Source organism: Streptomyces natalensis ATCC 27448, assembly GCF_000935125.1.
Taxonomy (GTDB): Bacteria; Actinomycetota; Actinomycetes; order Streptomycetales; family Streptomycetaceae; genus Streptomyces; species Streptomyces natalensis.
Genome location: NZ_JRKI01000003.1, coordinates 373,999 through 398,537 on the forward strand (window position 1 = coordinate 373,999; position 24,539 = coordinate 398,537).

General features: G+C 70.1%; 22 protein-coding genes. 10 read left to right on the forward strand and 12 right to left on the reverse strand.

Going from position 1 to position 24,539, the window contains the following annotated elements; genetic code table 11:
- Nucleotides 1-76: 76 nt before the first annotated feature.
- Together SNA_RS02670 and SNA_RS02675 are read right to left on the reverse strand one after the other, a co-directional pair.
- Nucleotides 77-493, reverse strand: a complete 417-nt coding sequence (locus tag SNA_RS02670) for a pyridoxamine 5'-phosphate oxidase family protein (RefSeq protein ID WP_030066396.1) — start codon at nucleotides 491-493, stop codon at nucleotides 77-79.
- A 130-nt stretch (nucleotides 494-623) separates the two neighbouring features.
- Nucleotides 624-1,283 carry a response regulator gene (locus tag SNA_RS02675; RefSeq protein ID WP_030066395.1) on the reverse strand — a complete coding sequence of 220 codons (660 nt, stop codon included), beginning with the start codon at nucleotides 1,281-1,283 and terminating at the stop codon, nucleotides 624-626.
- 330 nt (nucleotides 1,284-1,613) lie between these two features.
- On the opposite strand from SNA_RS02675, the gene pdhA reads away from it, so the two are divergent.
- Genes pdhA through SNA_RS02690 form a run of 3 tightly spaced genes read left to right on the forward strand, consistent with a single transcriptional unit; the run spans nucleotide 1,614 to nucleotide 5,296 of the window.
- Nucleotides 1,614-2,822: a pyruvate dehydrogenase (acetyl-transferring) E1 component subunit alpha gene (pdhA, locus tag SNA_RS02680; protein ID WP_044362903.1), complete on the forward strand. Its 1,209-nt coding sequence runs from the start codon at nucleotides 1,614-1,616 to the stop codon at nucleotides 2,820-2,822.
- 2 nt (nucleotides 2,823-2,824) lie between these two features.
- Complete coding sequence (locus SNA_RS02685; protein ID WP_030066392.1) at nucleotides 2,825-3,808, forward strand: alpha-ketoacid dehydrogenase subunit beta; 984 nt, start codon at nucleotides 2,825-2,827, stop codon at nucleotides 3,806-3,808.
- Between the two features lie 24 nt (nucleotides 3,809-3,832).
- Nucleotides 3,833-5,296, forward strand: coding sequence for a dihydrolipoamide acetyltransferase family protein (locus SNA_RS02690; RefSeq protein ID WP_044363128.1), 1,464 nt, complete (start codon nucleotides 3,833-3,835; stop codon nucleotides 5,294-5,296).
- 113 nt (nucleotides 5,297-5,409) lie between these two features.
- Here SNA_RS02690 and SNA_RS02695 read toward each other — a convergent pair whose 3' ends face one another.
- Entirely contained in the window at nucleotides 5,410-5,589 is a 180-nt protein-coding gene (locus tag SNA_RS02695) for a hypothetical protein (RefSeq protein WP_030066389.1), read from the reverse strand.
- 215 nt (nucleotides 5,590-5,804) lie between these two features.
- Here SNA_RS02695 and SNA_RS38135 point away from each other — a divergent pair, with 215 nt between their 5' ends.
- From SNA_RS38135 to SNA_RS02715, 3 genes are all read left to right on the forward strand, one after another.
- Nucleotides 5,805-6,671 carry a GNAT family N-acetyltransferase gene (locus SNA_RS38135; protein WP_052808873.1) on the forward strand — a complete coding sequence of 289 codons (867 nt, stop codon included), beginning with the start codon at nucleotides 5,805-5,807 and terminating at the stop codon, nucleotides 6,669-6,671.
- A gap of 151 nt (nucleotides 6,672-6,822) precedes the next feature.
- Nucleotides 6,823-7,515 (forward strand): GntR family transcriptional regulator, encoded by a 693-nt coding sequence (locus tag SNA_RS02710; RefSeq protein ID WP_030066386.1) that lies wholly within the window; start codon nucleotides 6,823-6,825, stop codon nucleotides 7,513-7,515.
- Nucleotides 7,512-8,852 carry an MFS transporter gene (locus SNA_RS02715; protein ID WP_198534966.1) on the forward strand — a complete coding sequence of 447 codons (1,341 nt, stop codon included), beginning with the start codon at nucleotides 7,512-7,514 and terminating at the stop codon, nucleotides 8,850-8,852. Before SNA_RS02710 ends, SNA_RS02715 begins: the two co-directional genes overlap by 4 nt.
- A 311-nt stretch (nucleotides 8,853-9,163) precedes the next feature.
- Here SNA_RS02715 and SNA_RS02720 read toward each other — a convergent pair whose 3' ends face one another.
- On the reverse strand, nucleotides 9,164-9,988 hold the full coding sequence (locus tag SNA_RS02720) for a maleylpyruvate isomerase family mycothiol-dependent enzyme (RefSeq protein WP_030066384.1): 825 nt from the start codon (nucleotides 9,986-9,988) through the stop codon (nucleotides 9,164-9,166).
- A gap of 144 nt (nucleotides 9,989-10,132) precedes the next feature.
- Between SNA_RS02720 and SNA_RS02725 the strand changes: the two genes are divergently transcribed.
- On the forward strand, nucleotides 10,133-10,921 hold the full coding sequence (locus SNA_RS02725; protein ID WP_030066383.1) for a carbon-nitrogen family hydrolase: 789 nt from the start codon (nucleotides 10,133-10,135) through the stop codon (nucleotides 10,919-10,921).
- A gap of 19 nt (nucleotides 10,922-10,940) precedes the next feature.
- Here the strand turns inward: SNA_RS02725 and SNA_RS02730 are convergent, their stop codons facing one another.
- Nucleotides 10,941-11,471: an LURP-one-related/scramblase family protein gene (locus tag SNA_RS02730; protein WP_044362906.1), complete on the reverse strand. Its 531-nt coding sequence runs from the start codon at nucleotides 11,469-11,471 to the stop codon at nucleotides 10,941-10,943.
- A gap of 63 nt (nucleotides 11,472-11,534) precedes the next feature.
- On the opposite strand from SNA_RS02730, the gene SNA_RS02735 reads away from it, so the two are divergent.
- Nucleotides 11,535-13,346: an NHL domain-containing thioredoxin family protein gene (locus SNA_RS02735; RefSeq protein ID WP_030066381.1), complete on the forward strand. Its 1,812-nt coding sequence runs from the start codon at nucleotides 11,535-11,537 to the stop codon at nucleotides 13,344-13,346.
- A gap of 68 nt (nucleotides 13,347-13,414) precedes the next feature.
- Here SNA_RS02735 and SNA_RS02740 read toward each other — a convergent pair whose 3' ends face one another.
- The 7 genes from SNA_RS02740 to SNA_RS02770 all read right to left on the reverse strand — a co-directional run bounded on the left by SNA_RS02740 (nucleotide 13,415) and on the right by SNA_RS02770 (nucleotide 22,661).
- Nucleotides 13,415-14,107 (reverse strand): hypothetical protein, encoded by a 693-nt coding sequence (locus SNA_RS02740; protein WP_044362908.1) that lies wholly within the window; start codon nucleotides 14,105-14,107, stop codon nucleotides 13,415-13,417.
- Nucleotides 14,108-14,225: 118 nt separating this feature from the next.
- Nucleotides 14,226-15,155, reverse strand: coding sequence for a helix-turn-helix domain-containing protein (locus tag SNA_RS02745; RefSeq protein WP_030066379.1), 930 nt, complete (start codon nucleotides 15,153-15,155; stop codon nucleotides 14,226-14,228).
- Between the two features lie 134 nt (nucleotides 15,156-15,289).
- On the reverse strand, nucleotides 15,290-16,216 hold the full coding sequence (locus SNA_RS02750; protein ID WP_241779517.1) for an NlpC/P60 family protein: 927 nt from the start codon (nucleotides 16,214-16,216) through the stop codon (nucleotides 15,290-15,292).
- A 351-nt stretch (nucleotides 16,217-16,567) separates the two neighbouring features.
- Nucleotides 16,568-17,224, reverse strand: coding sequence for a DUF4232 domain-containing protein (locus SNA_RS02755; RefSeq protein ID WP_030066377.1), 657 nt, complete (start codon nucleotides 17,222-17,224; stop codon nucleotides 16,568-16,570).
- 156 nt (nucleotides 17,225-17,380) lie between these two features.
- Nucleotides 17,381-19,312 carry an AfsR/SARP family transcriptional regulator gene (locus SNA_RS02760; RefSeq protein WP_044362909.1) on the reverse strand — a complete coding sequence of 644 codons (1,932 nt, stop codon included), beginning with the start codon at nucleotides 19,310-19,312 and terminating at the stop codon, nucleotides 17,381-17,383.
- Nucleotide 19,313: 1 nt separating this feature from the next.
- Complete coding sequence (locus tag SNA_RS02765; RefSeq protein WP_044362911.1) at nucleotides 19,314-20,609, reverse strand: M18 family aminopeptidase; 1,296 nt, start codon at nucleotides 20,607-20,609, stop codon at nucleotides 19,314-19,316.
- Between the two features lie 225 nt (nucleotides 20,610-20,834).
- Nucleotides 20,835-22,661, reverse strand: coding sequence for an acyl-CoA dehydrogenase (locus tag SNA_RS02770; RefSeq protein ID WP_030066371.1), 1,827 nt, complete (start codon nucleotides 22,659-22,661; stop codon nucleotides 20,835-20,837).
- Nucleotides 22,662-22,826: 165 nt separating this feature from the next.
- Between SNA_RS02770 and SNA_RS02775 the strand changes: the two genes are divergently transcribed.
- Complete coding sequence (locus SNA_RS02775) at nucleotides 22,827-23,303, forward strand: SseB family protein (protein ID WP_030066370.1); 477 nt, start codon at nucleotides 22,827-22,829, stop codon at nucleotides 23,301-23,303.
- Between the two features lie 194 nt (nucleotides 23,304-23,497).
- Nucleotides 23,498-24,451: a pirin family protein gene (locus SNA_RS02780; RefSeq protein ID WP_044362913.1), complete on the forward strand. Its 954-nt coding sequence runs from the start codon at nucleotides 23,498-23,500 to the stop codon at nucleotides 24,449-24,451.
- Nucleotides 24,452-24,539: the final 88 nt, after the last annotated feature.

Consider the following 24,539-nt stretch of genomic DNA (forward strand, 5'->3'; position numbering starts at 1 on the left):
AGCCTCACGCGGAGTGCGCATATGGGAAGACCTCGCCCGGTATGCCGCGCTCGGCCGTGCGTCATCCGGTCGTGCGTCACGCCATCCGTGCGAACTGGAAGGCCGGCACGTCCGTCAGCTGGTGCAGGGTAACGAACTGCGGCTCGATACGGAGGAAGACCGGGTCGAACGGTACCCCGTCGGCCAGTCGCGGGGTGCGGCCGAAGAGCGCGCGCTCGCCGGGGGTGGGCTCGAAGACCCGCGCGGTGCCGGTGAACTGCACGGACCAGGTATCGCTCGCGCCGCTGTTGATGTTGTCCGCCTCGTATGCGACCACGCTGCCGTCGAGTGCCTGGTGGTAGCCGTAGCCGCGGTGCAGCCGGAGGACCAGCTGCCCGTCGATGAGGAGATGCCGGGTGACGGTGGTGAACGGCAGCGCGCGTCGGCTGGCCGACACCCGGCCGTACGGTGTGCGGCTCAGCAGCTCGAGCGCGCGGTAGTCGTCGCAGGGCATGGCCTCACACTGTCCGTCCGTACCGGGCGCAAGTAGGGGCGGCCGCCCCGAATGAGCCGGGACCAAGGTCCCGGCGGCGGGATGCCGTGCACGGCGATGGTTGGCGCTGCGTGCCTGGTGAGAGGCGGCTTCAGGAATTCTTCGCCTGCATCCGCGCGACATATGCGGCGGCCTGGGAACGGCGTTCCATGCCGAGCTTGGAGAGCAGGCTGGAGACATAATTCTTGATCGTTTTTTCGGCGAGATGGAGCCGCTCGCCGATGGCGCGGTTGGTCAGCCCCTCGCCGATCAGATCGAGGATCTTGCGCTCTTGTTCGGTGAGATTCGCCAGCCGGTCATCGCCCTTCGCGGCGTTGCCGTCGCGCAGCCGCTCCAGTACCCGGGCCGTGGCCACCGGGTCGAGCAGGGACTTTCCGGCCGCCACATCGCGCACCGCGGAGAGCAGTTCGCTGCCCCGAATCGCCTTGAGTACATAACCGGCGGCGCCGGCCATGATCGCGTCGAAAAGGGCCTCGTCATCGGCGAACGACGTGAGCATCAGACAATTGATGTCCGGGTTCTGCGAGCGGATCTCACGGCAGACCTCGACGCCGCTGCCGTCCGGCAGCCGGACGTCCAGCACCGCCACATCGGGGCGCGTCGCGGGGATTCTGACCAGGGCATCTGCGGCGGTTCCCGCCTCGCCGACGATCTCGATGTCCGCTTCGGACGAGAGCATTTCGTGGACGCCCCGCCGTACAACTTCGTGGTCATCGAGCAGGAAAACCATGATTTTTCCGTTTTCGCGCACGGCCTCAGTCTCACACACAAAACTCTTCCCGTGCGCCAGGTCACCCATATAACGTGCCGTTGTCCCGGCGGCCTGCAACGCTGTGACCAGGAGTTGTTCCCAGCCTTCGTGATTTTACTTGGAAATCCAAGCAAAATCGCAGGTCAGCGCCGTTTCCACTTAGGCTTCGGCTCTGGGTAACGTGCAAAGAGCAGGCCACTGTCCGGGACGCTTTGTTCCACCCGGAACCGGCCGCGTTCGCACACACCCCGTGCGCCGAATCGGATACCGGGTGAGCCGCAATACGGCCACCGGCGGACCCCGGGGGCCGGACAGACGGAGGAGCAGCACGTGACCGTGGAAGGCACTGCCCAGCGGAAGGCCACCCGCGCCGGCAGCAAGCGCACCGCCGCAAAGAAGGCGTCGCCGGCGAAGAAGGCGACATCGGCCAAGGCCGGCCGGCCGGACGAGGCGGAGCAGGACCAGCTCGTACAACTGCTGACCCCGGAAGGGAAGCGGGTCGAGCACCCGGATTACTCGATTGACCTGTCCCCCGATGAGCTGCGCGGGCTCTACCGCGACATGGTCCTCACGCGGCGGTTCGATGCCGAGGCGACCACTCTCCAGCGCCAGGGCGAACTGGGCCTGTGGGCCTCGCTGCTGGGCCAGGAGGCCGCCCAGATCGGTTCGGGCCGCGCACTGCGCGATGACGACTACGTCTTCCCGACCTACCGCGAGCACGGCGTTGCCTGGTGCCGCGGCGTCGACCCGACGAACCTGCTGGGCATGTTCCGCGGTGTCAACCACGGTGGCTGGGACCCCAACAGCAATAACTTCCACCTCTACACCATCGTCATCGGCTCGCAGACGCTGCACGCGACCGGCTATGCGATGGGGGTGCAGAAGGACGGCGCGGATTCCGCGGTCATCGCGTACTTCGGTGACGGCGCCTCCAGCCAGGGTGACGTCGCCGAATCCTTCACCTTCTCCGCGGTCTACAACGCCCCGGTCGTGTTCTTCTGCCAGAACAACCAGTGGGCGATCTCCGAGCCCACCGAGCGGCAGACCCGCGTCCCCCTCTACCAGCGCGCCCGCGGCTACGGCTTCCCGGGCGTCCGGGTGGACGGCAACGACGTGCTGGCGTGCCTCGCGGTGACCCGCGCGGCGCTGGAGCGGGCCCGTACCGGGCAGGGACCCATGCTGGTCGAGGCGTTCACCTACCGTATGGGCGCGCACACCACCTCGGACGACCCGACCAAGTACCGGGCCGACGAGGAGACGCTGGCCTGGGAGGCCAAGGACCCGATCCTGCGGCTGCGGACGTATCTGGAGTCCGAGGGCCTCGTCGACGATGCGTATCTCGCCGCGATCGACCAGGAGAGCGACGCGCTGGGCAAGAGGGTCCGCGATGTCGTGCGTGCCATGCCGGATCCGGATCCCATGGCGATCTTCGAGAATGTCTATGCGGACGGGCATGCGCTCGTCGATGAGGAGCGCGCGCAGTTCGCCGCGTACCAGGCGTCGTTCGCCGATGCCGAAGCCGTCGCGGAGGGGAACTGACCATGGCTGTCCACGAGAAGATCACCATCGCCAAGGCGATCAACGCTTCGCTGCGCACGTCCATGGAGGCCGACCCCAAGGTCGTCGTCATGGGCGAGGACGTCGGCAAGCTCGGCGGCGTCTTCCGCGTCACCGACGGACTGCAGAAGGACTTCGGCGAGGACCGGGTGATCGACACCCCGCTCGCCGAATCCGGCATCATCGGCACCGCGATCGGACTGGCCCTGCGCGGCTACCGCCCCGTCGCCGAGATCCAGTTCGACGGCTTCGTCTTCCCCGCCTACGACCAGATCGTCACCCAGCTCGCCAAGATGCACGCCCGCGCGCTGGGCAAGGTCAAGGTGCCGGTCGTCATCCGTATCCCCTACGGCGGCGGCATCGGCGCGGTCGAGCACCACTCCGAGTCCCCCGAGGCGCTCTTTGCGCATGTCGCGGGCCTGAAGGTGGTCACTCCCTCGAACTCCTCCGACGCCTACTGGATGCTCCAGCAGGCCATTGCGGGCGACGACCCGGTCATCTACTTCGAGCCCAAGCGCCGCTATCACGACCGGTCGCGGCTGGACACCGAATCGATCCCCGACCCGCTCCACAAGGCGCGTGTGGCCCAGGCCGGCAACGACCTCACGCTCGCCGCATACGGCCCGATGGTGAAGGTCTGTCTCGACGCCGCCAAGGTTGCGGCCGAGGAGGGCAAGTCGGTCGAGGTCGTCGATCTGCGCTCCATCTCGCCGATCGACTTCGACACCGTCCAGACGTCGGTCGAGAAGACCGGCCGGCTGGTCGTGGTCCACGAGGCGCCGGCCTTCCTCGGCTCGGGTGCGGAGATCGCTGCCCGGATCACCGAGCGCTGCTTCTACCACCTGGAGGCGCCGGTCCTGCGGGTCGGCGGCTTCCACGCCCCGTATCCGCCGTCCAGGCTGGAGGACGAGTACCTTCCGGGACTGGACCGGGTGCTCGACGCCGTTGATCGCGCGCTGGCGTACTGAGGGGTTTGAGGAGAGTTCGTGACCATGACTGCAAGCACCACAGGCGCCCAGCGCATCCGTGAGTTCAAGATGCCCGACGTGGGCGAGGGCCTCACCGAGGCCGAGATCCTCAAGTGGTACGTCCAGCCGGGCGACACCGTCACCGACGGCCAGGTCATCTGTGAGGTCGAGACCGCCAAGGCGGCCGTCGAACTGCCCATCCCCTACGACGGGGTGGTGCATGCGCTGCACTTCGACGAGGGCGTCACCGTCGATGTCGGCACCGCCATCATCGCCGTGGACACCGACCCCGGCGCCGGGCCCGCGCCCGAGTCCGCCGCGCCGGCCGTGGACGCGACGTCCGCGCCCGCCGGGGTGGAGACCGATGCCGAGCCGCAGGGCCGGCAGGCGGTCCTCGTCGGCTATGGTGCCGCCCCGGCCTCGACGAAGCGCCGGGCCCGCAAGCCGCAGCCGGGTGCCCCGGTGGGTGCCCAGACGGGTGTGCCTGCCCAGCCCGAGCCGGTGAACGCCATGGTGCAGGCCGAGCTGAACGGGCGTCCCGCGGCCGCGGCTCCGGTCGCTCCGATTGCTCCCGCTCCGCAGGCCGGCCGGCCGCTGGCCAAGCCGCCGGTCCGTAAGCTCGCCAAGGACCTGGGCATCGACCTGGCGACCATCGCCCCCACCGGTCCCGGCGGGATCATCACCCGCGAGGACGTCCATGCGGCCGCCGCCCCGGCTCCGTCCGTGGCCGCCGCGCCGGCGCCCGCAGCGGCGGCTCCCGCGGAGGTGGGCGTGGTCGACGCCGCCGCCCGCGAGCGTCGGGTGCCGGTCAAGGGCGTACGCAAGGCCACCGCCCAGGCGATGGTGAACTCGGCCTTCACCGCGCCCCATGTCACGGAGTTCATCACCGTCGACGTGACCCGCACGATGAAGCTCGTCCAGCAGCTGAAGCAGGACCCGGACATGGCCGGGCTGCGCGTCAATCCGCTGCTGCTCGTTGCCAAGGCCCTCCTGGTCGCCATCAAGCGGCACCCGGAGGTCAACGCGGCCTGGGACGAGGCAAACCAGGAGATCGTCTACAAGGACTACATCAACCTCGGCATCGCGGCGGCCACTCCGCGGGGTCTGATCGTCCCGAACATCAAGGACGCGGGCGTCAAGACGCTGCCCCAACTCGCCGCGGAACTGGGCGAGCTGGTCTCCACGGCCCGCGAGGGCAAGACCTCCCCGGCGGCCATGTCCGGCGGTACGGTCACCATCACCAACGTGGGCGTCTTCGGCGTCGACACCGGTACGCCGATCCTCAACCCGGGCGAGTCCGCGATCCTCGCCTTCGGCGCGGTCAAGCTCCAGCCCTGGGTCCACAAGGGCCAGGTCAAGGCCCGCCAGGTCACCACCCTGGCGCTGTCCTTCGATCACCGCCTGATCGACGGTGAACTGGGCTCCAAGCTGCTCGCGGATGTCGCGGCGATTCTGGAGCACCCCAAGCGGCTGATCACCTGGGGCTGAGCCGTCCCGGCTGAACCCGAGGCGGCAGGGGCGATGTTTCACGTGAAACATCGCCCCTGCCGCGTTTCACGTGAAACATCGCGTCTGGTCGTCCGCCCCCGTATGAACCGCGCTCAGCCCCTGATGAGCTGCACCGCCCGGCTGAAGTGGGCCACCGGTCCGGTCGGTCCGTCCGGATCGGCATGTGCGGCGGCGCTGCGAGCCAGCGCCGTGCCGCCCCAGACGGCGGCGACGAGCAGTGCCACCACGACGGTGTTCCTGGTCCGGCGTCCGGCGTTCGTCCTGGGCTGCATGGTCAACTCCCCTTGAGTGCAGAGCCGCTCTGGCTCCCCGTCTCCATTCACCCACGGATTCGGGGCCCGTCCGTACGCGTCAGGTACGGACTCACGTCAGCCTTAAGTCGGACCCCCTGTCCCTCTCGGGTCCCCCTTTCGCCAGAGCCCGCAGCCGGGTACAGGGGCCGGGAAACGGTTTGCCCGCTGTGGGCGGGCTGTTTACGGTCGGCGTAATGAGCAGCGAAACGATCATCAGGCGGTACCGGGCGGCCGACCAGGACGCGGTGAGCGGCCTCTGGGCCCGTGCCGTACGGCAGGCGCACCCGTTCATCGACGGGGAGGGCGAGGGGGAGCGGGCGCCAGTCCTGCGCGAGGACCGTGTTGCCCGGGGTGGGAGGTGGGTCGCGGAGCGGGACGGCAGGGTGGTGGGCCTGCTCCAGCTGATCGACGGCCGCCGGCACGGCAGCGCCGGAAGCGGTGTGGAGATCGACGGGCCCTTTGTGGCGCCCGAGGCCCAAGGGTCCGGCATCGGGCGGGAGTTGGTGGAGCACGCGGCGGAGCTGCACGGTGCGCTGTGCCTCACGGTCTTCGAGGAGAACCAGCGCGCCCGCGGGTTCTACCGGCTCCTGGGGTTTCTGGAGCGGTCGTGGCGGACGGATGAGGAGACCGGCCGCTCGCTGATCTGCATGGAGCGGGAGGCGCCGCTGCGGTCGGTGTCCTGGCTGCATCTGCGTGAGGGCCGGCTGCTGAGCGTACGGACCCGGGGCAATGACACGTTCTACCTTCCCGGCGGCAAGTACGAGCCGGGGGAGACCGCCCGTGAGGCGCTGTCGCGGGAGCTGTCGGAAGAGCTCGGTCTGGTGGTTCCCGAGGAGCAGCTGTCGGAGGCGTTTGTGATCCATGACGTCGCGCACGGGAAGAACGGCCGTCGGCTGCACATGACGTGCTTCACCGGCGGCCCGCAGGACATCGCCCCCGAGCCCGGGCGGGAGATCGCCGAATACGCCTGGTTCGACCGCGAGGAGGCGCTCCTTCGGTGTGCGCCCGCCCATTCGCAGGTGGTGGACCGCCTGATCGCGCAGGGGCGGATGTCGGGCTGAGCCGCCGGGCCGGGCCGGAGGGACTGCCGCGCGGCCCGGCCCTGGCTGCCTATACCCCTATACCGGCTGTAACCAGCGCAAACACCCCATGGCGTGTCCGCATCGCGGAATGAGGTATCGGACGCATACCTGTTGTATCTATCCTGTGCGCATGCCCTCTCCATCCGCGTCCACCGCCCCTGCCAGGGATACCGCCCCGGCTCCCGCCAAGCAGCCCCCCGCCGCCGAGCGGGTCTACACCCACATCAAGGACGCCGTTCTGCAGCGGCACTACGAGGGCGGCATGCTGCTCACCGAGGGCGAGCTGGCCGAGGCCGTCGGGGTGTCGCGGACGCCGGTGCGCGAGGCGCTGCTGCGGCTGGAGGTCGAGGGGCTGATCAAGCTCTACCCGAAGAAGGGCGCGCTGGTGCTCCCGGTCTCCGCGCAGGAGATCGCCGACGTCGTCGAGACCCGGCTGCTTGTGGAGAAGCATGCGGCGGCCAAGGCCGTCCCCGCGAGCGAGGCGCTGATCGGCGAGCTCGAGGAGCTGCTGGAGACGATGCGGGAGCAGGCCGCATCCGGTGATCTCGCCGCGGTCTCTGTCACCGACCGCTGCTTCCACGCCGCCATCGTGCGCAGTGCCGGCAACCAGATCCTGGACCGGCTCTACGAGCAGCTGCGCGACCGCCAGCTGCGGATGGGCATCGCCGTCATGTATGCGCACCCGGACCGGATCGCCAAGAACATCGCCGAGCACGCCGAGATCCTCCAGGCGCTGCGGAACGGCGATCCGGATGCGGCGACCGACGCCGTGCACCGGCACGTCAGCTGGGTCCGCAATCTGGCGCAGGGAGAGGTGCGATGAGCGGGGGAAGTCCCGGCGGCTCCGGAACGGACGACGGCTCCCCGCGCCCGCTGCCCTTGGACCCGCCCGGCGGCCGTAAGGCCATCGCGGTCTGGGGCATCGGCGTCGCGGTCTACTTCGTCGCGATCACCTACCGTACGAGCCTCGGCGTGGCCGGTCTCGATGCCGCCGAGCGCTTCCATATCAATGCCTCCGCGCTCTCCACCTTTTCGATACTCCAGCTGCTGGTGTACGCGGGCATGCAGATACCCGTCGGCCTGCTGGTCGACAAGCTCGGCACCAAGCGGGTGCTGACCATCGGTGTGGTGCTCTATACCGTCGGCCAGTTCGGCTTCGCGCTCTCCTCCTCGTATGCGATGGCGCTCGGCTCGCGCGCACTGCTCGGCTGCGGGGATGCGATGACGTTCATCAGCGTGCTGCGGCTGGGGGCGCGGTGGTTCCCGGCCCGGCGCGGCCCGTTGATAGCGCAGATCGCGGCGCTGGTCGGGATGGCGGGCAATCTGATCTCCACGCTCGTCCTCGCGCGATTTCTGCACAGCTTCGGCTGGACCCCGACCTTCGCCTCCAGCGCGGTGGGCGGCCTCGTCGTCCTGGTCCTGCTGCTGGTCTTCCTGACCGATCACCCCAAGGGATACGAGCCGCCGCCCGCCCCCGCCGAGCACACCGGGGCGGGATTCGTCCGCCGGCAGATCGTGGCGGCCTGGCGCGAGCCCGGCACCCGCCTGGGCATGTGGGTGCACTTCACCACCCAGTTCCCGGCGATGGTCTTCCTGCTGCTGTGGGGCCTGCCGTTCCTCGTCCAGGCGCAGGGCCTTTCCCGTGGCACCGCCGGTGAACTGCTCACCCTGATCGTGCTCTCCAACATGGCCGTGGGACTGATCTACGGCCAGGTCATCGCCCGTCACCACGCGGCCCGTATGCCGCTGGCCCTGGGCACCGTCGGCGTCACCGCCCTGCTGTGGGCGATCACCCTGGCCTGGCCGGGCGACCATGCGCCCGTCGGGCTGTTGGCCGTGCTGTGCGCGGTCATGGGGGCCTGCGGCCCCGCCTCGATGATCGGCTTCGACTTCGCCCGGCCCGCCAACCCGCCCGAGCGCCAGGGCACGGCCTCCGGCATCGTCAACATGGGCGGCTTCACCGCCTCGATGACGACGCTGCTCGCCATCGGCGTCCTGCTCGATGCGACCGGCGACAACTACCGGATCGCTTTTGCCTCTGTCTTCGTGCTGGAGGCCGTCGGCGTCTCGCAGATGCTGCGCCTGCGCCGCCGCGCGGCCCGGCGCGAGCGCGAACGGCTGGTCGTCAGCCGGGTCGAGGCGGTCCATGTGCCGGTATGAGGCGGGCCGCCGGGATCTGTGGTCCACCCGTCGGCTGTCGGACCGTGAAAGCCGCCAACATCCGGGGAAAGATGCCGGGTTGAGGCGCAGGTGGCAACGCCGGACGAGCCCGATGTTTCACGTGAAACATGTCTGCGCGCGGTAGGCGGAGGGGCGACCTACCGCTGCCGTGGCCGTCGTTGACCGGGGCGGCGTTGCAGGGCCCTTCCAGGCCAGTGCCGCCCGCGTCCACGGCTCTTTGAGACGCCCCGTCGGAGAGACCCCGTCAGGAGTGCCGGTTCCGGTCGGGGCGTCCCCGCGAAGCGGCCCGCCTACGGCGTGACCGCGAAGTGGTCCAGGATCGCCGAGGCCAGTTCCTGATCACCGTCGATCTTGATCTGCTCTGCGGCGGCCGCCGGGCGGACCCGGCCGCAGGCCAGCTGATGGAAGAGATCCCAGTCCATGGCGAGCGTCACCGTCGGACCGAGCGAGACGCTGCCGTCGATGCTGCCGTTGCCCTCGGCGTCGATACGCACCGTACGCATGAACTCCAGCGGGCCGCTGATGTCGAAGACCACGGCCGAATCGGCGGGCGCCTGGGCCTTCTTGGCGACCACACCGGGCAGGGTCTTGAGCAACAGATCGCGTGACACCTGGGCGCCGGGGGAGTCGAGATTGCCGGGCTTGCCGAGCGCCCGGCGCAGGTCCTGCTCATGCACCCAGACGTCGAAGGCACGCAGTTGCAGCACGAGGTCCAGCGGACGCTCGTCGCCGAGCGGGCTGCGCACCACGGTGTCGGGCTGACGGGTCTCGTTGCGCAGCTGCCGGGAGCGGCGGATGACGGTGTATTCGAGCTCGCCGAGCATCTCCGGTGCGGTGTGGTGCCGCCGGACGTCGACCTGCACCTCCATCCGGCGGGCCGACTCACTGCGGACGTGGTAGAGGTCGCGCGGCAGCGTGTGTATGGGCCGCGGGTCGCCGAGCATCTCGCTTTCCAGGCCGATCACATGCGAGACGACATCGCGCACGGACCAGCCTGGCAGGTCCGTCGCCCTGCTCCACTCGCCCTCGACGAGCGGTGTGACCAGCTCGGCTATCGCTTCTATGGAGTGCGTCCAGGCATCGATGGAGGACTGAAGGCTGGGATGGACGGTCACGGGACCCCTCGGACGGTTCGTACGCGGGCTGCTGTCTGTGCAGTTAAGTTACGCTGCGCACGGGCACCCCGGCAGTGCTTTCGGGTGACCATCGTAGGTCGATGTTCGACGGCGGGCCCGATCGAAAGCTTAGGCGGTGGTACTGTGCGCGCTTCCTTGCTGCAGATCGGTGTGGATCCGTCGGAATCCGTCAATTCCCGGCGGGCGCGGGTGGCTTCGCTGGTACGCGAACAGACCGGCAGCGATCTTGTGGTGCTTCCCGAACTGTGGCCCGTCGGTGCCTTTGCCTCCGACCTCTTCGCCACCGAAGCGGAACCGCTGACCGGACCGACGCATGACGCGATGGCCGCGGCCGCGCGCGACGCCGGGGTCTGGCTGCACGCCGGGTCCGTCATCGAGCGCTCCGACGACGGTGCCCTCTACAACACCGCGCTGGTCTTCTCCCCCGACGGCCGCCTCGCCGCCACCTACCGCAAGATCCACCGCTTCGGGTTCGACCAGGGCGAGGCGGTCCTGCTGGGCGCCGGCGACCGGCCCGTCACGGTGGGCCTGCCGGGCACCACCGCGGGCCTGGCCACCTGCTACGACCTGCGCTTTCCGGAACTCTTCCGGCAGCTGACGGCGGCCGGCGCCGAGTTGCTGGTCGTGCCCGCGGGCTGGCCGGCCCGCCGCCGCGCCCACTGGTCGCTGCTGGCCCGCGCCCGCGCCGTGGAGAACCAGTGCTACGTCCTGGCGTGCGGCACCGCGGGCACCTACGCAGGTGTCCAACAGGCAGGCCACAGCGTGGTCGTCGACCCCTGGGGCGAGGTGCTGGCCGAGGCGGGGCCCGACGAGGAAGTCCTGACCGTCGACGTCGACCCGGCCACGGTCACCCGGACCCGCGCCGACTTCCCCGTCCTGCGCGACCGCGTGCTGGGCCTCGACCGGCCGTAGGAGACCGTGCCCGGGGCGCTCAGTCCTCCCCGCGTTCCCGCTCCGCGAGCCGGATCACGCCCACCGCAACGGCGATCACCAGCGCCGGATCCACATCGTCCCGTACGACATTGACGCCATAGGTGTCCCGCAGGGTCAGCCAGCGCCGCGAGATCTCCGCCAGCAGCTCGCCCTCGTACTCGACCGCGAACTCCCGGTCCATGATCTTGCCGCTGACGTCCAGCTCGGTGCCGTCCACCAGCTCCACGCGATAGTGATTGCGCAGCAGCGACAGCCGCTTGCGCCGGATGGTGGCCAGCGGGCGGTCGTCCCGCTCCAGGGTCATCGTGTCGCGCAGGGCCAGCATCTTCTTGCGGATGGTGACCAGCACCCGGCCGTGCAGATCCTTCAGCTCGAAGGTCTCCCGCAGCCGCAGTGCCTTCCCGTCGACGAGGAAGGCATGCCGCCCGTGCTCGTCCTCGATCCAGTAGTCGTCACCGATTCCGAGGATCCGGTCGCGGACCAGGTACTTACGGGGATGACGGGCCCCGTTCCCAGCAGAGTGCAGCATGGCTGAGGTGTTCCCCGGGCCCCTGCGGAATGCACACGCACCGGGGTGACGTTGAATGTCCACATGGCTTCACGTGCGCGCGTCCGGGCCCCCGAGCTGATCGGCAAGGGCGGCTGGCTCAACACCGGCGGTAATGAACTCACCCTGTCCGACCTGCGAGGACGCATTGTCATCCTCGATTTCTGGACGTTTTGCTGTGTGAACTGTCTGCACGTCCTGGACGAGCTGCGCGAGCTGGAGGAACGCCACCGCGACACCGTCGTGATCATCGGCGTGCACTCCCCCAAGTTCGTCCACGAGGCGGACCACCAGGCGGTGGTGGATGCCGTCGAGCGCTACGGCGTCGAGCACCCGGTCCTCGATGATCCCGAGCTCGCCACCTGGAAGCAGTACGCCGTGCGGGCCTGGCCCACCCTCGTCGTCATCGACCCAGAGGGTTATGTCGTCGCCCAGCACGCCGGCGAGGGGCATGCGCATGCCCTCGAGAAGCTGGTCGAGGAGCTGACGGCGGAACACGAGACGAAGGGGACGCTGCGCCGCGGTGACGGGCCCTATGTCCCGCCTGAGCCGGTCGCCACGGACCTGCGCTTCCCCGGCAAGGCCGTTCGCCTCCCGGGCGGCACGTTCCTCGTCTCGGACACCACCCGGCACCAGCTGGTGGAACTCGCCGAGGACGGCGAGCAGGTACTGCGCCGGATCGGGAGCGGCGAGCGCGGGCTGGACGCGGATTCCTTCAACGAGCCGCAGGGCCTGGCGCTGCTGCCCGACGGCAAGGTCGCCGTCGCGGACACGGTCAACCACGCCATCCGGGTCCTCGACCCCGGGACCGGCGCGCTGGAGACGGTGGCGGGCACCGGCCGGCAGTGGTGGCAGGGCTCACCGACCTCGGGACCGGCCCGCGAGGTGGACCTCTCCTCGCCCTGGGACCTCGCCTGGTGGCAGGACCGGCTGTGGATCGCCATGGCCGGTGTGCACCAGCTGTGGACCTACGACCCGGCCACGGACACGGTCCGGGCCGCGGCCGGCACCACCAATGAGGGGCTGGTGGACGGGCCGGCGGCGGAGGCGTGGTTCGCCCAGCCGTCCGGGCTCGCCGCGGCGGGGGACCGGCTGTGGATCGCCGACTCGGAGACGAGCGCCGTGCGTTGGGTCGAACGGGACCAGGACGGCGACGGCTATCGGGTCCATACGGCCGTCGGCACCGGACTCTTCGACTTCGGGCACCGCGACGGCGCCGCCGACCAGGCACTGCTCCAGCACCCGCTCGGTGTGACGGCCCTGCCCGACGGCTCGGTCGCCATCGCGGACACCTACAACCACGCGCTGCGCCGCTTCGATCCTGCCCGCGGTGAGGTGACGACCCTGGCGACGGATCTGCGGGAGCCATCGGCGGCAGTCCTGGCCGACGACGACATCGTGGTGGTGGAGTCGGCGCGGCACCGCCTGACCCGGCTGCGCCTGCCCGAGGAGGCGGTACGCGTCGAGTCGGTGGCGCACCGAACCCAGCGCGCCGCCACCGAAGTGGCCCCGGGCACGCTCCGTCTGGACGTGGTCTTCCAGGCCCCGGCGGGGCAGAAGCTCGACACCCGCTACGGTCCCTCGACGCGGCTGCTGGTCAGCGCGACCCCGCCGGAGCTGCTCGCCGAGGGCGCCGGCCCGGACACCGACCTCGCCCGCGATCTGGTGCTCGCGGACGGGGTGACCGAGGGCGTGCTGCATGTGTCGGCCATGGCGGCATCCTGCGACGACGACCCCGCGATCGAGTACCCCGCCTGCCATGTACACCAGCAGGACTGGGGAGTGCCGGTACGGGTGGTCGACGGCGGGGCGGCGCGACTGGCGCTGGTGCTGGCCGGGCTGGACGCGGAAGCGTAGGTCCGTCCGTCCTCGTCCTTGATGTTTCACGTGAAACATCAAGGACGAGGCGGCGGGTCGGGCGTCAGCTATCTGGACGGGCGGGTATGCGTCGCCGATTCGGCCCGGAACTGGGTCAGATACCAGTCGCCGACCTTGGCGGTCGCGCCGATGGACGGATGCCGGTCGTACCGTCCGAAGTGGACGGCATTGGCCACCCCCTGCATCGCGGCCCTGCCCTGCATCATGACGCCGAGGTACATCACGTTCTGCGCCTTGCCCTTGTCCGAAGCGGCCAGGGTCGGGATGCTCGCGTAGGCGGTGGCGCCACCCCTGACCTCGATCCGATGGCTGTTCATGAACCCCGGAGCGCCTTCGTAGAGTCCCAGCGGCTTGGCGATGTCGTACGACCCGCTCTTGGAGGGGGCGTCTCCGCGGTAGACCATCGGGGCGTTGTAGAGGTAGCAGGACGAGCGGCTCTTGTTGCGGTACTTCACGAGCACATGGCTCGGCTCGGAGAGCTGGACGAACTTGAAAGAGCCCGGGGTGGGGCGGCACATACTCCGCCGTCTGCTCGTCGTGGAACCCGCGCCCGTCCCACCGCCGATGATCCTGTGCTTCTTGCTCTTGTACGAGGAAGAGGATGAGGACGAGGACGAGGACGAGGTCTTCGACTTCTTCGAGGAATGGCTCTTGCAGCCGGTCAGTGCGAGAGAACCGGCGAGGCCGAGAGCCAGCGCGGCATACGCGGCGCGGTAGCGGCGGGAGCGGCCTGCGGTCATGGGTGGATCCCCCTGAGAGTCACTGCGATGGGTGAGCCGTCGAAGTCATGGCATCGACACGATATCGATTGCCGGTCAATGCACCAGGGTGCATGTCTGGCGGTGGTATCTCCGCAGTTCAGGGGCGTGGCAAGGAGGAATCCGGGCAACTGGGCAAGTCGTTGTTGTCCAGCTGTTCCGGGCGCGTACGGATGCCCGGCAGCCACGCCTGCTTGCCGTCGTGATCGACCTGGACCCACATGCTGCTGTGTCCGCCGACCTCGTCGGTGACGGTGACCCCGTTGGCGATCCGGCAGCGGGCGTGCAGCACATCGCCGTGCCAGACATGGCCGACGACATTGGAGCGGCGGTAGGGACGGTACGGGTCGCGGACCAGCCCGAGTGCGCAGTAATCGATGCGGCTGTGCTGACAGGCGCGTTCGACGTTGTGGACGGTGATCGTGGCCGGGCCGGTACCGGTCGCCGTGCCCTGCGGCCCGACCGCCTTCTGCGGCCCGCCCGTCCGTTGCGGCCCCTCCGTGCCGGAGCCGGTGAGTGCCGGAACGGTGAATGCGGCGGCGGCCAGCACCGCGACCGTACCGACGACGGCAAGCACCAGAGCCCATCGCCGACGGGGCGCCGCTGCGCCCTGGCCCTCCGGCCCGGCAACGGTCTGCGATTGCGCGACCGGCTCCACGACCGTCTCGGCGGCCTGCTCGCTGCCCTGGCCCGCAGCCGGCGACGGTGTGCCCTCCGCCGCCTCGTACGCCCGATGCAGCAGCTCGATCAGTGCGGGCAGCCGGTCCTCGCCGGTGAAGGAGAGCTTGCACCACTGCACCAGCAGTCGCTCGTCCGGCAGGCTCTGGCCACGCAGATAGCGTGAGAGCGAGGAACGACTTGCGGGCAGCTGCCCCTGCAAGTCCTTGAGGCTGTAGCCCAGTTCACCGTGCATACGGCGCAGGGCGCAAACGAAGTCCCGTACGGGGCCTGTGAGTTCGTCGGGAAGGGGAGCAAGGGGCTTACGGCGGATATTTGCGGGCTGGTTCGGATTGCCAGGCACGTCTGGCATTCCAGCACAGCGGACATACAGGCGCGAGGGGCACTTCCGCTCCCCTGTGGCGGAAGTGCCCCTCGTTACACGATCCGGAACGAACCCGGATCGGCTGGTGATGTTTCACGTGAAACATCGTCATCCCGCCGGGCTCAGTCGCCGTACGCCACCGGCCGGTAGGGCTTGAACTCGGCGTCACCGCCGGGGAGTCCGTACGTCAGCGATCGGTGATCGGTGCCGTGCCCGCCGCGCTGCTCGTATGCGGTGTACGCGGAGTGTGCGTCGTCGGTCCACTTCTCGAAGATCACGACATGCCGGTTGTTGTTGTCGCCGTCCGCGTCTATCAGCAGGTCACCGGGCTTGAGCTCGCCCAGCGAGATGGGCCGGGTGAGGGCGCGGTCGGTGGCCAGCCCGACGGTGTTGGTGCCGGGCGTCGGCAGGGCGAGTGCCATGGACGCATAGCCGGAGCAGTCCTGGCGGTAGCCGTCCTTCCAGACCTTGTTCTGGTTGTACGGGACCTGGGAGCCGCCGTTCGCGGTGAGCCAGGTCGCGGCCCGGTTCAGCACCTCCTGGCGGGTGCCGCCGGGCTGCGGAGGCTGCGGGCCGCCTTGGGCCGGTACCCCCGGGAGCCGGTCCTGCGGGATGTCCACCGCGACCACGGTGAGGAACCCGCTGACCGGGCCGGTGATATGGGCCATGAACGTCGAGCAGGCGTTGCCCTCACACACCTTGTGGCCGGTGTCGACCTGGTAGTCCGCGGTGATCCGGTCCTGCCCAGCCGCGGACTTGTTGATCATGCCGACCGAGGGGGAGCTGACGTCGGCGGTGGCGTGCACCACCCATCGCGTCCCCCAGGTGGGGAAGTCGGCGGCCGCGGCCTGCCGCTCGCTGCCGTGGGCGAACCCGGCGAACGTGCCGATGCCTATGCCGGCCGCCGCGACAGCGGGAACCACTCTGCGCAGCACGGTCCGGCGGAACGGGGAGCGCGGCCCCGGCCCCCCGCCGCCGTTCCCGATGGCATCCGCGGAGCTTGCGCCGTCCGCCGCAGGCGTGGTCCCGTGCCGCCGATACTCGTGCATGCCGATTCCCCTCCGTCTACGGCCGATGGGCCGGTCGGCCTGTCGGCCCTCGGTGCGCCGCCGGATGGTCCGGTCGCGGCGGCGGCACCCATCGTGTGGCGGGGCGGGAGGGTTGTTCGGGCGATGCCTGTCCCGTGGGACGTCCCGTCCGAGCGCAAGCCTGTGACCTGTGGAGACGTGGGGTTCAAGGGCGAGAAACGGGACAACGCACGGGCGTCGCCGGGACATGACGGGACACCACGACCGCCGCACGGGCCGTCCCGGCGCCCCGGCGGCATGAGAAGGGCGCCCGCTGGGGGATAGCGGGCGCCCTGGTTCATGGAGCGGTCAGGCCGTCGGCCGGGCCGCGGCCTACCACCTGGTGGCGTTGTCCGGGTTCGGCTGCCAGTACGTGACCCACGCACCGTCGTCGAGGTACACCGCGCCTCCCGGCAGCGGGACCTTCGCGGCGCCGCCCACCGTGCCCGACCCGTCCCGGCCGGCGAGGCCGACGCGCAGTGTGGTCGCCCGGCGGCCGTGGCGCCCGCTGCCGTCCGCGGATGAAGTCCGTACGGCGGCATAGCCGGAGGCGCCGGGGGCGAGGGTGACCACGGCCCGCGGTTTGCTGTCGCGGAGCGTGGCGAGCGGGGCCCGCACGGGGCCGAACTTCAAAAACGGCGCGGCGTAGAGGGTGCAGGGGGCGCCGGAGGTGTTGGTGGCCTCCAGCAGAAGGTGGTTGACCGGCCGGGTCAGCGGCTTTGCTGCGATACGGACCCGCGCGGTGTCACAGGCGGCCTGTCCGCGGGGCGTCCGGGCGGCTCCGTCGATGCCGTCGTCGGTCATGGGGGTGGCATTCCGGGACATCGGGGTGACCGGCTTGGCGCGCCGGGTCTGGAGCGCGTCGGCACCGTCCCGGCTGCCGCAGGCGGTGAGGGTGAGCGCGACGCCGGCGGTCAGGGCGGCCACGGCGATCCGTAGCGTGCGGCGGCGGGCGGTACGGGCGCGGAGTGCGGCCTGGCTGCGCGGCATATCCGGTCTCCCCTGTCGGCGTGTGACCGACGGGAGGCTGCACTGCACCATTCCGCTCCGCCGTCGGTCCTGCGGTCTGATCACCACAGTGCACTCGGCCGCTGCCGTTCCACTAACGCGCGCCTAACGCGCGACGGGCCGCCCGCGGCCGCTGCCTCAGGTGCCGGCGCCGTCGCCCCGTTCGCCGCGTCGGTCCTTCTCGTCCCTGGCGAACAGCTGGGTGAGCGTGCTGATCGTGTAGACATCGGTGGCCTCCTCGTCCACCAGGTGCATCTCGGCCAGCCGCTCCAGCCCGTCCTGGGTGCGCTCCGGGTCGTAACCGGCGAGCGCCGCCGCCACGGAGGCGTTCAGATGTCCGTCCGCGCTCTTGGCCAGCGCGCTGAGCAGCCGGGCGTCGTCCGCCGACAGCCTGGCCACCGACATCCGCAGCGCCGCCGCGATCCCGGTGTCCTCCGCCGACAGCAGTGCCAGCCGCCGTTGTTCGTCGCGCAGCGCCGCGGCCAGCCGGGCCAGCCGCCAGCGCGGCCGTGCGGTCAGCTGGGCGGCCGCGGCCCGCAGCGCCAGCGGCAGCCCGTCGCACAGATCGACCAGTTCGCGGGCGGCGGCGGGGTCCTCGGCGACCCGCTGCGGACCGAGCATGGCGCCCAGCAGCGCCGCGCCCTCCTCATGACCGAGGGCCTGGATGCCCACCGGACGGGCGCAGTCGGTGGCGACCAGACCGTCGAGGCGGCTGCGGCTGGTGACGACGGTGGCGCAGTGCGGACCGCCGGGCAGCAGCGGCCGCACCTGCGCGGAGCTGCGGGCGTTGTCGAGGACGACCAGCAGCCGGCGTTCGGCGACCAGCGACCGGAACAGCGCCGAGGCGGCCTGCGCCGAGGTGGGCACCCGTTCCGGCGGGGTGCCGAGCGCCAGGAGGAAGTCGCGCAGGATCTCGCCGGCCGGTGCCTCGTCGCCCTCGCCGAAGCCGCGCAGGTCGGCGAAGAGCTGGCCGTCGGGGAAGGCCGCGGCGTGCAGATGAGCCCACTGCACGGCGCATGCCGTCTTGCCGACGCCGGCCGGCCCCGCGACCACCGCCAGCGGGCTCTCGCCGGTCGTGTGGTCCGTCAGGGCATCGGTCAGCGCGGCAAGTTGCCGGTCCCGGCCGAGGAAGCGTGCGGGCGGCCGGGGCAGCAGCCGCGGCGACGGCCGCCCGGCCCCGCCGTCCCGGGCGCCGGAGGCCGTCCCCGAGGCGGCGCCCTGTGCCGGAACGCGTCCCGGACCGGCCGCGGCGGCCGATCCGTCGGCCGCCGGACGTCCCCCGCCGGCCCCGGGAGTCCGCTTCGCCGCGGAGACCTGCCCGGTCCCCTCCCGCTCGGCCCGCAGAATGTCCTCGTACGCGCCGCTCAGGCGCTCACCGGGATCGACGCCCAGCTCCTCGTTGAGCAGCCGCCGGGTGCGGTGGAACCACTCCAGCGCGTCGGACTGCCGCCCGGCCCGGAACAGCGCCCCCATCAGCGCGGCGATCAGCCCTTCGCGCAGCGGGTGGTTGACGGCGGCGGAGTAGAGGATGGCCGCGGCCTGCTCATGTTCCCCGAGCGCGCCGTGCGCCCGCGCCAGCGCCTCGACGGCCGTCAGCCTGCGCTCCTCCAGCGCATGCGCGGCGGCCGCGAACGGCGGGCTGGTGACCGTGCCGGTCAGCGCCGGGCCGCGCCACAGCCCCAGGGCCTCCCGCAGCAGCGGTACGGCATCGGCCGGCGCCCGCTCCGGGCGCGCCAGCGTCACCAGCTCCCCGAAGCGGTGGGCGTCGATCAACTCCTCCGGCAGCCGCAGCAGATACGCCGAGCCGTGCGTGGTCAGCTCGATCCCGTACGCCGCCGCGCCGCCCTCGGCGAGGGTGGCGCGCAGCCGCGAGACATGCCCCTGGACGACCGTACGGGCGTGCTCGGGCGGCTCGTCCTCCCACAGGGAGTCGATGAGCTGATCGAGCGGGACCGTGGTGTTGGGCTGCAACAGCAGCAGCGCCAGCACGCTGCGCCGTTTGACGGGCCCGAGGGGCAGCTCCCCGGTGCCGGTCGTGACGGCGACCGGGCCCAGCAGTGAGAATTCCAACTCAGCCCTCCAAGAAGGCCGTGAGCGCGTTCGCCAGCAGGTACGGGTCCTTGGCGCCGCACAGCTCACGTGCCGAGTGCATGGAGAGGATCGCGACGCCGATGTCGACCGTGGTGATGCCGTGCCGGGCGGCGGTGATCGGCCCGATCGTCGTCCCGCACGGCATCGAGTTGTTCGACACGAAGGACTGCCACGGCACCTCTGCCCGTTCGCAGGCCGCGGCGAACACCGCCCGGCCGCTGCCGTCGGTCGCGTAGCGCTGGTTCACATTGACCTTCAGGATCGGCCCGCCGTTGGGCATCGGGTGGTGCCCCGGATCGTGCCGCTCGCTGTAGTTGGGGTGCACGGCGTGGCCGGTGTCGGACGACAGGCAGACGGTGCCCGCGAAGGCCCGTGCCCGGTCCTCGTACGAGCCGCCGCGGGCGAAGACGGAGCGCTCCAGCACCGTGCCGAGCAGCGGGCCGTCCGCGCCGGTGTCGGACTGGCTGCCGTTCTCCTCGTGGTCGAACGCGGCCAGCACCGGGATCGTGGTCAGCGCGCTCCCCGCGGCGGCCGCGGCGGTCAGCGCGGCCGTACCGGCGTGCACCGACAGCAGGTTGTCCATCCGCGGCCCGGCGACCAGTTCCCGATCGCGCCCCAGATAAGCGGGCGGCTCGATGCTGTGCACCATCAGGTCCCAGCCCCGTACGTCGCCCGCCGCGACGCCGGTCTCCTCTTCGACGAACGCGATCAGATCGCCCTCGGCGACCTCGCCCAGGCCCCAGATGGGCGTCATGTGCCGCTGCTTGTCCAGCTTGAGGCCGTCGGCGTTCACCGACCGGTCCAGATGCACGGCCAGTTGCGGTACGCGCAGCAGCGCCCGGTCGACGTGCACCAGCCGGTGGCTGCCGTCCTTGAGCGTCACCCGCCCGCTGAGCCCCAGATCGCGGTCGAGCCAGGTGTTGAGCAGCGTGCCGCCGTAGATCTCGACGGCGACCTGCCGCCAGCCGCGTGCGCCGGTGTCGGGAATCGGCTTCACGCGCAGATTGGGAGAGTCGGTGTGAGCCCCCACAATCCGGTACGGAGTGGCCGCGCTCGCGCCCTCGGGCACGTACCACGCGATGATCGCCCCGCCCCGCAGGACGTACTTGCCGCCGCTCGTGCCGTCCCACGCGTCCGTCTCCGCGACCTGCCGGAAACCGGCCTTCTCCAGCCGCTCCGCCGCATTCGCCACCGCGTGGTACGGCGACGGACTGGCCGCGAGGAAGGACATCAGGTCGTCGGTGTGGCCGCGATCGAAGCGGGTGGGGATGCTCATGACTTCAGCATAAGGAGACAGACCCCGCTTTCCGGGTGCCCGTGCGGCGTGAGGCCGCTCCCTTCCGGCCAGGGAGCGCGGACCAGGCGGCGATGTCCGGGCACGGCGATGGCCAGGTACGGCGGTGCCCGCCTCTCCGGGGGAAGAGAGACGGGCACCGTCAGTGTGGATGCCGATTCTGAGAGACGTCTGAGAGCGTGCCCCGAACCGCATCCGGGGAACGGCCTAGAACGCGGCCTCGTCCAGCTCCATCAGCGACTGGTCGATGGACTCGGCGAGGGAGCGCTGGACGGCCAGGCCCGGCAGGACGTTGTGGGCGAAGAACTTGGCGGCGGCGATCTTGCCCTCGTAGAACGGCTTGTCCTTCGAGGAGGCGCCGGCCAGCTTCTCCTGTGCCACCGCGGCACCCTTGAGCAGCAGGTAGCCGATGACGACATCGCCCGAAGCCAGCAGCAGGCGGGTGGTGTTGAGGCCGACCTTGTAGATCGACTTGACGTCCTTCTCGGTGGCGGCGAGGTCGGTCAGCATCGCGCCGACGATCGCCTCCAGGTCGGCGGCGGCCTTGGCCAGCTCGCCGCGGGCCTGCTCCAGCTCCGCACCGCCGACGCCGTCGGCCAGGAACTTCTTGATCGTGTCCGACAGCTCGGTCAGCGCCGCACCCTGGTTGCGGACGATCTTCCGGAAGAAGAAGTCCTGGCCCTGGATGGCGGTGGTGCCCTCGTAGAGGGTGTCGATCTTGGAGTCCCGGATGTACTGCTCGATCGGGTACTCCTGGAGGTAGCCGGAGCCACCGAAGGTCTGCAGCGACTGGGCCAGCTGCTCGTAGGACTTCTCCGAGCCGTAGCCCTTGACGATCGGCAGGAGCAGGTCGTTGAGGGCGTGCGCGGCGGAGGCGTCCTCGCCCGCGGACTCCTTGACGAGGATCTCGTCCTGGACGGTGGCGGTGTAGAGCACCAGGGCGCGCATGCCCTCGGCGTACGCCTTCTGCGTCATCAGCGAGCGGCGCACGTCGGGGTGGTGGGTGATGGTGACGCGCGGCGCGGCCTTGTCGGTGAAGGCGGCCAGGTCGGGGCCCTGCACGCGCTCCTTGGCGTACTCCAGGGCGTTGAGGTAGCCGGTCGACAGGGTCGCGATGGCCTTCGTGCCGACCATCATCCGGGCGAACTCGATGATCATGAACATCTGGCGGATGCCGTCGTGCTTCTCGCCGATCAGCCAGCCCTTGGCGGGGTGGCGGTCGCCGAAGGTCATCTCGCAGGTGTTGGAGGCCTTCAGGCCCATCTTGTGCTCGACGTTGGTGGCGTAGACGCCGTTGCGCTCGCCCAGCTCGCCGGTCTCGAAGTCGAACTCGTACTTCGGGACGAGGAAGAGCGACAGGCCCTTGGTGCCCGGGCCGTGACCCTCGGGGCGGGCGAGGACGTAGTGAAGGATGTTCTCCGACATGTCGTGCTCGCCGGAGGTGATGAAGCGCTTGACGCCCTCGATGTGCCAGGAGCCGTCCTCCTGCTGGACGGCCTTGGTGCGGCCGGCGCCGACGTCCGAGCCCGCGTCGGGCTCGGTCAGCACCATCGTGGAGCCCCAGCCCTTGTCGACGGCGATCTTGGCCCACTTCTTCTGCTCGTCGGTGCCCTCCTCGAAGAGCACACCGGCGAAGGCGGGGCCGGAGGCGTACATCCACACCGCCGGGTTGGCGCCCAGGATGGTCTCGGCGAAGCCCCAGAGGAGGGAGCGGGGCGCGGTGGTGCCGCCGAGCTCCTCCGGGATGCCCAGACGCCACCACTCGGCGTCCATGTAGGCCTGGTAGCTCTTCTTGAACGTGTCCGGCACCGGTGCGGTGTTGGTTTCGGCGTCGAAGACCGGCGGGTTCCGGTCGGCGTCGGCGAAGGAATCGGCCAGCTCGTTCTCCGACAGCCGGGCGATCTCGGACAGCACGCTCTTGGCGGTGTCGACATCCATCTCCGCGAACGGTCCGGTGCCGTACACGCTGTCACGGCCCAGCACCTCGAAGAGGTTGAACTCGATGTCGCGGAGGTTCGACTTGTAGTGCCCCATGGGTACGGCTCCGTAAAGGGTTCGGGAGAGGACCCGAGGCGGGACCTCCAACGCAATACCGGCTAGTAGTCAAATGATGCTACCGGTGGGTAATAAGAATCAACCCCTTCCGCCCATTGTGACGAGCGTCCCCCGGCGATGCGCGGACTCAGTACGCTGTGGCGCATGTACGGCTACGACCAGAATGCGGGTGCCGGGCAGCAGCAGTACGGAGCCCCGCCGCCCCCGCCGCAGCATCCGGCCCCCGGTGGCTACGGCGAGCAGCCGCTGTATCCCGAGCCGTCCCCGCCCTCCCTCGCCGATGCGGTGCGCGCCTTCACCACCGGCTCGATGTCGGCCGAGGACTTCCAGGGCATCTTCTCCACATCCAAGGTCTACTGCCCGCGCGGTGACAATCCCGGCTTCCTGGCGCTGCACAACACCCAGCAGCCGGTGATCCCGATGTTCACCTCGCTCAAGGAGCTGCGGCGGTACGCAGGCAAGGAGTCCAAGTACTTCGTGATCACCGGCGCCGAGGTGCTCGACCTGCTGCCCACCGGCTATGGCTTCGTCCTCGACATGGAGGGCGACCACCGGATGGTCTTCGACGCCAAGGCAGTGGAGGAGATGGTCGACTTCGCCATGCGGCGGATGTACGGCTGAATGTCGTCGTGTCGCCGACGGCTCCGAGACATCGCCCTGCGGTCGGCCCAGCGCGCCGCCGGATGACGTTCGCACCCTTCTGACCTGCGCAGACTCCCGTGTTCGGGGATCGGGAATGCCGCATGCCTTGCTAGTTGTTCAGATTTCAACTAACTTCATTTGAAGTTGAATGGCGAACGACCGAGGAGGCCGTCATGCCCGCAGTGACCGTAGAGAATCCGCTGACCCTGCCGCGCGTGGCGGCTCCCGCCGTCTCGCAGGGCCGTCCCGTGCTGGCCGTCGCCACCGCTCCGAGCGGATTCGAGGGCGAGGGCTTCCCGGTGCGTCGTGCGTTCGCCGGCATCGACTACACCTATCTGGACCCGTTCATCATGATGGACCAGATGGGTGAGGTGGAGTACGCGCCCGGAGAGCCCAAGGGCACGCCCTGGCATCCGCACCGTGGCTTCGAGACCGTCACCTACCTGATCGACGGCACCTTTGTGCACCGTGACTCGCACGGTGGCGGCGGGGTCATCAACGGCGGCGACACCCAGTGGATGACGGCCGGCTCCGGCCTGCTGCACATCGAGGCGCCGCCGGAGTCCCTGGTCATGTCCGGCGGGCTCTTCCACGGCCTCCAGCTGTGGGTGAACCTGCCCAAGAGCGACAAGATGATGGCCCCCCGCTACCAGGACATCGGCGGCGGCCAGGTCAAGCTGCTGACCTCGGCCGACGGCGGCGCCCTGCTGCGGCTGATCGCCGGTGAGATCGACGGCCACCAGGGGCCGGGCATCACCCATACGCCGATCACGATGATGCATGTGACGGTGAACCCGGGCGCCGAGGTGACCCTGCCGTGGCGCACGGACTTCAATGCGCTCGCCTACGCCCTGGCCGGACGCGGCACGGCCGGTGCACAGGGCCGCCCGTTCCGGATGGGGCAGGCGGTGGTGTTCGGTGACGGAGACTCGCTCACGATCCGGGCGGACGACTCCCAGGAGTCGCGCAGCCCGAACTTCGAGGTGGTACTGCTCGGCGGGCTTCCGATCCGTGAGCCGATGATGCACTACGGCCCGTTCGTGATGAACACCCACGCCGAACTGGCCCAGGCCTTCGAGGACTTCCAGGCCGGAAGGCTCGGGACGATCCCCGCCGACGCGCGCTGATACGGCGGCAGATCAGCCGGCAGGGGCGATGTTTCACGTGAAACACCGCCCCTGTTTCACGTGAAACATCGCCCAGCCCGTCGCGGGC

Excerpts from the sequence above, each read along its gene's own strand:
- SNA_RS02735 (WP_030066381.1), top strand. The coding sequence starts at position 11,535 with ATGGCTTCACGTGCGCGCGTCCGGGCCCCCGAGCTGATCGGCAAGGGC.
- SNA_RS02710 (WP_030066386.1), top strand. The coding sequence starts at position 6,823 with ATGCCCTCTCCATCCGCGTCCACCGCCCCTGCCAGGGATACCGCCCCG.
- SNA_RS02740 (WP_044362908.1), bottom strand. The coding sequence starts at position 14,107 with ATGACCGCAGGCCGCTCCCGCCGCTACCGCGCCGCGTATGCCGCGCTG.
- SNA_RS02780 (WP_044362913.1), top strand. The coding sequence starts at position 23,498 with ATGCCCGCAGTGACCGTAGAGAATCCGCTGACCCTGCCGCGCGTGGCG.
- SNA_RS02770 (WP_030066371.1), bottom strand. The coding sequence starts at position 22,661 with ATGGGGCACTACAAGTCGAACCTCCGCGACATCGAGTTCAACCTCTTC.
- SNA_RS02745 (WP_030066379.1), bottom strand. The coding sequence starts at position 15,155 with ATGCCAGACGTGCCTGGCAATCCGAACCAGCCCGCAAATATCCGCCGT.
- SNA_RS02685 (WP_030066392.1), top strand. The coding sequence starts at position 2,825 with ATGGCTGTCCACGAGAAGATCACCATCGCCAAGGCGATCAACGCTTCG.
- SNA_RS02715 (WP_198534966.1), top strand. The coding sequence starts at position 7,512 with ATGAGCGGGGGAAGTCCCGGCGGCTCCGGAACGGACGACGGCTCCCCG.
- SNA_RS02730 (WP_044362906.1), bottom strand. The coding sequence starts at position 11,471 with ATGCTGCACTCTGCTGGGAACGGGGCCCGTCATCCCCGTAAGTACCTG.
- SNA_RS02695 (WP_030066389.1), bottom strand. The coding sequence starts at position 5,589 with ATGCAGCCCAGGACGAACGCCGGACGCCGGACCAGGAACACCGTCGTG.
- SNA_RS02755 (WP_030066377.1), bottom strand. The coding sequence starts at position 17,224 with ATGCCGCGCAGCCAGGCCGCACTCCGCGCCCGTACCGCCCGCCGCCGC.
- SNA_RS02750 (WP_241779517.1), bottom strand. The coding sequence starts at position 16,216 with ATGCACGAGTATCGGCGGCACGGGACCACGCCTGCGGCGGACGGCGCA.
- SNA_RS38135 (WP_052808873.1), top strand. The coding sequence starts at position 5,805 with ATGAGCAGCGAAACGATCATCAGGCGGTACCGGGCGGCCGACCAGGAC.
- SNA_RS02775 (WP_030066370.1), top strand. The coding sequence starts at position 22,827 with ATGTACGGCTACGACCAGAATGCGGGTGCCGGGCAGCAGCAGTACGGA.
- SNA_RS02690 (WP_044363128.1), top strand. The coding sequence starts at position 3,833 with ATGACTGCAAGCACCACAGGCGCCCAGCGCATCCGTGAGTTCAAGATG.
- SNA_RS02670 (WP_030066396.1), bottom strand. The coding sequence starts at position 493 with ATGCCCTGCGACGACTACCGCGCGCTCGAGCTGCTGAGCCGCACACCG.
- SNA_RS02765 (WP_044362911.1), bottom strand. The coding sequence starts at position 20,609 with ATGAGCATCCCCACCCGCTTCGATCGCGGCCACACCGACGACCTGATG.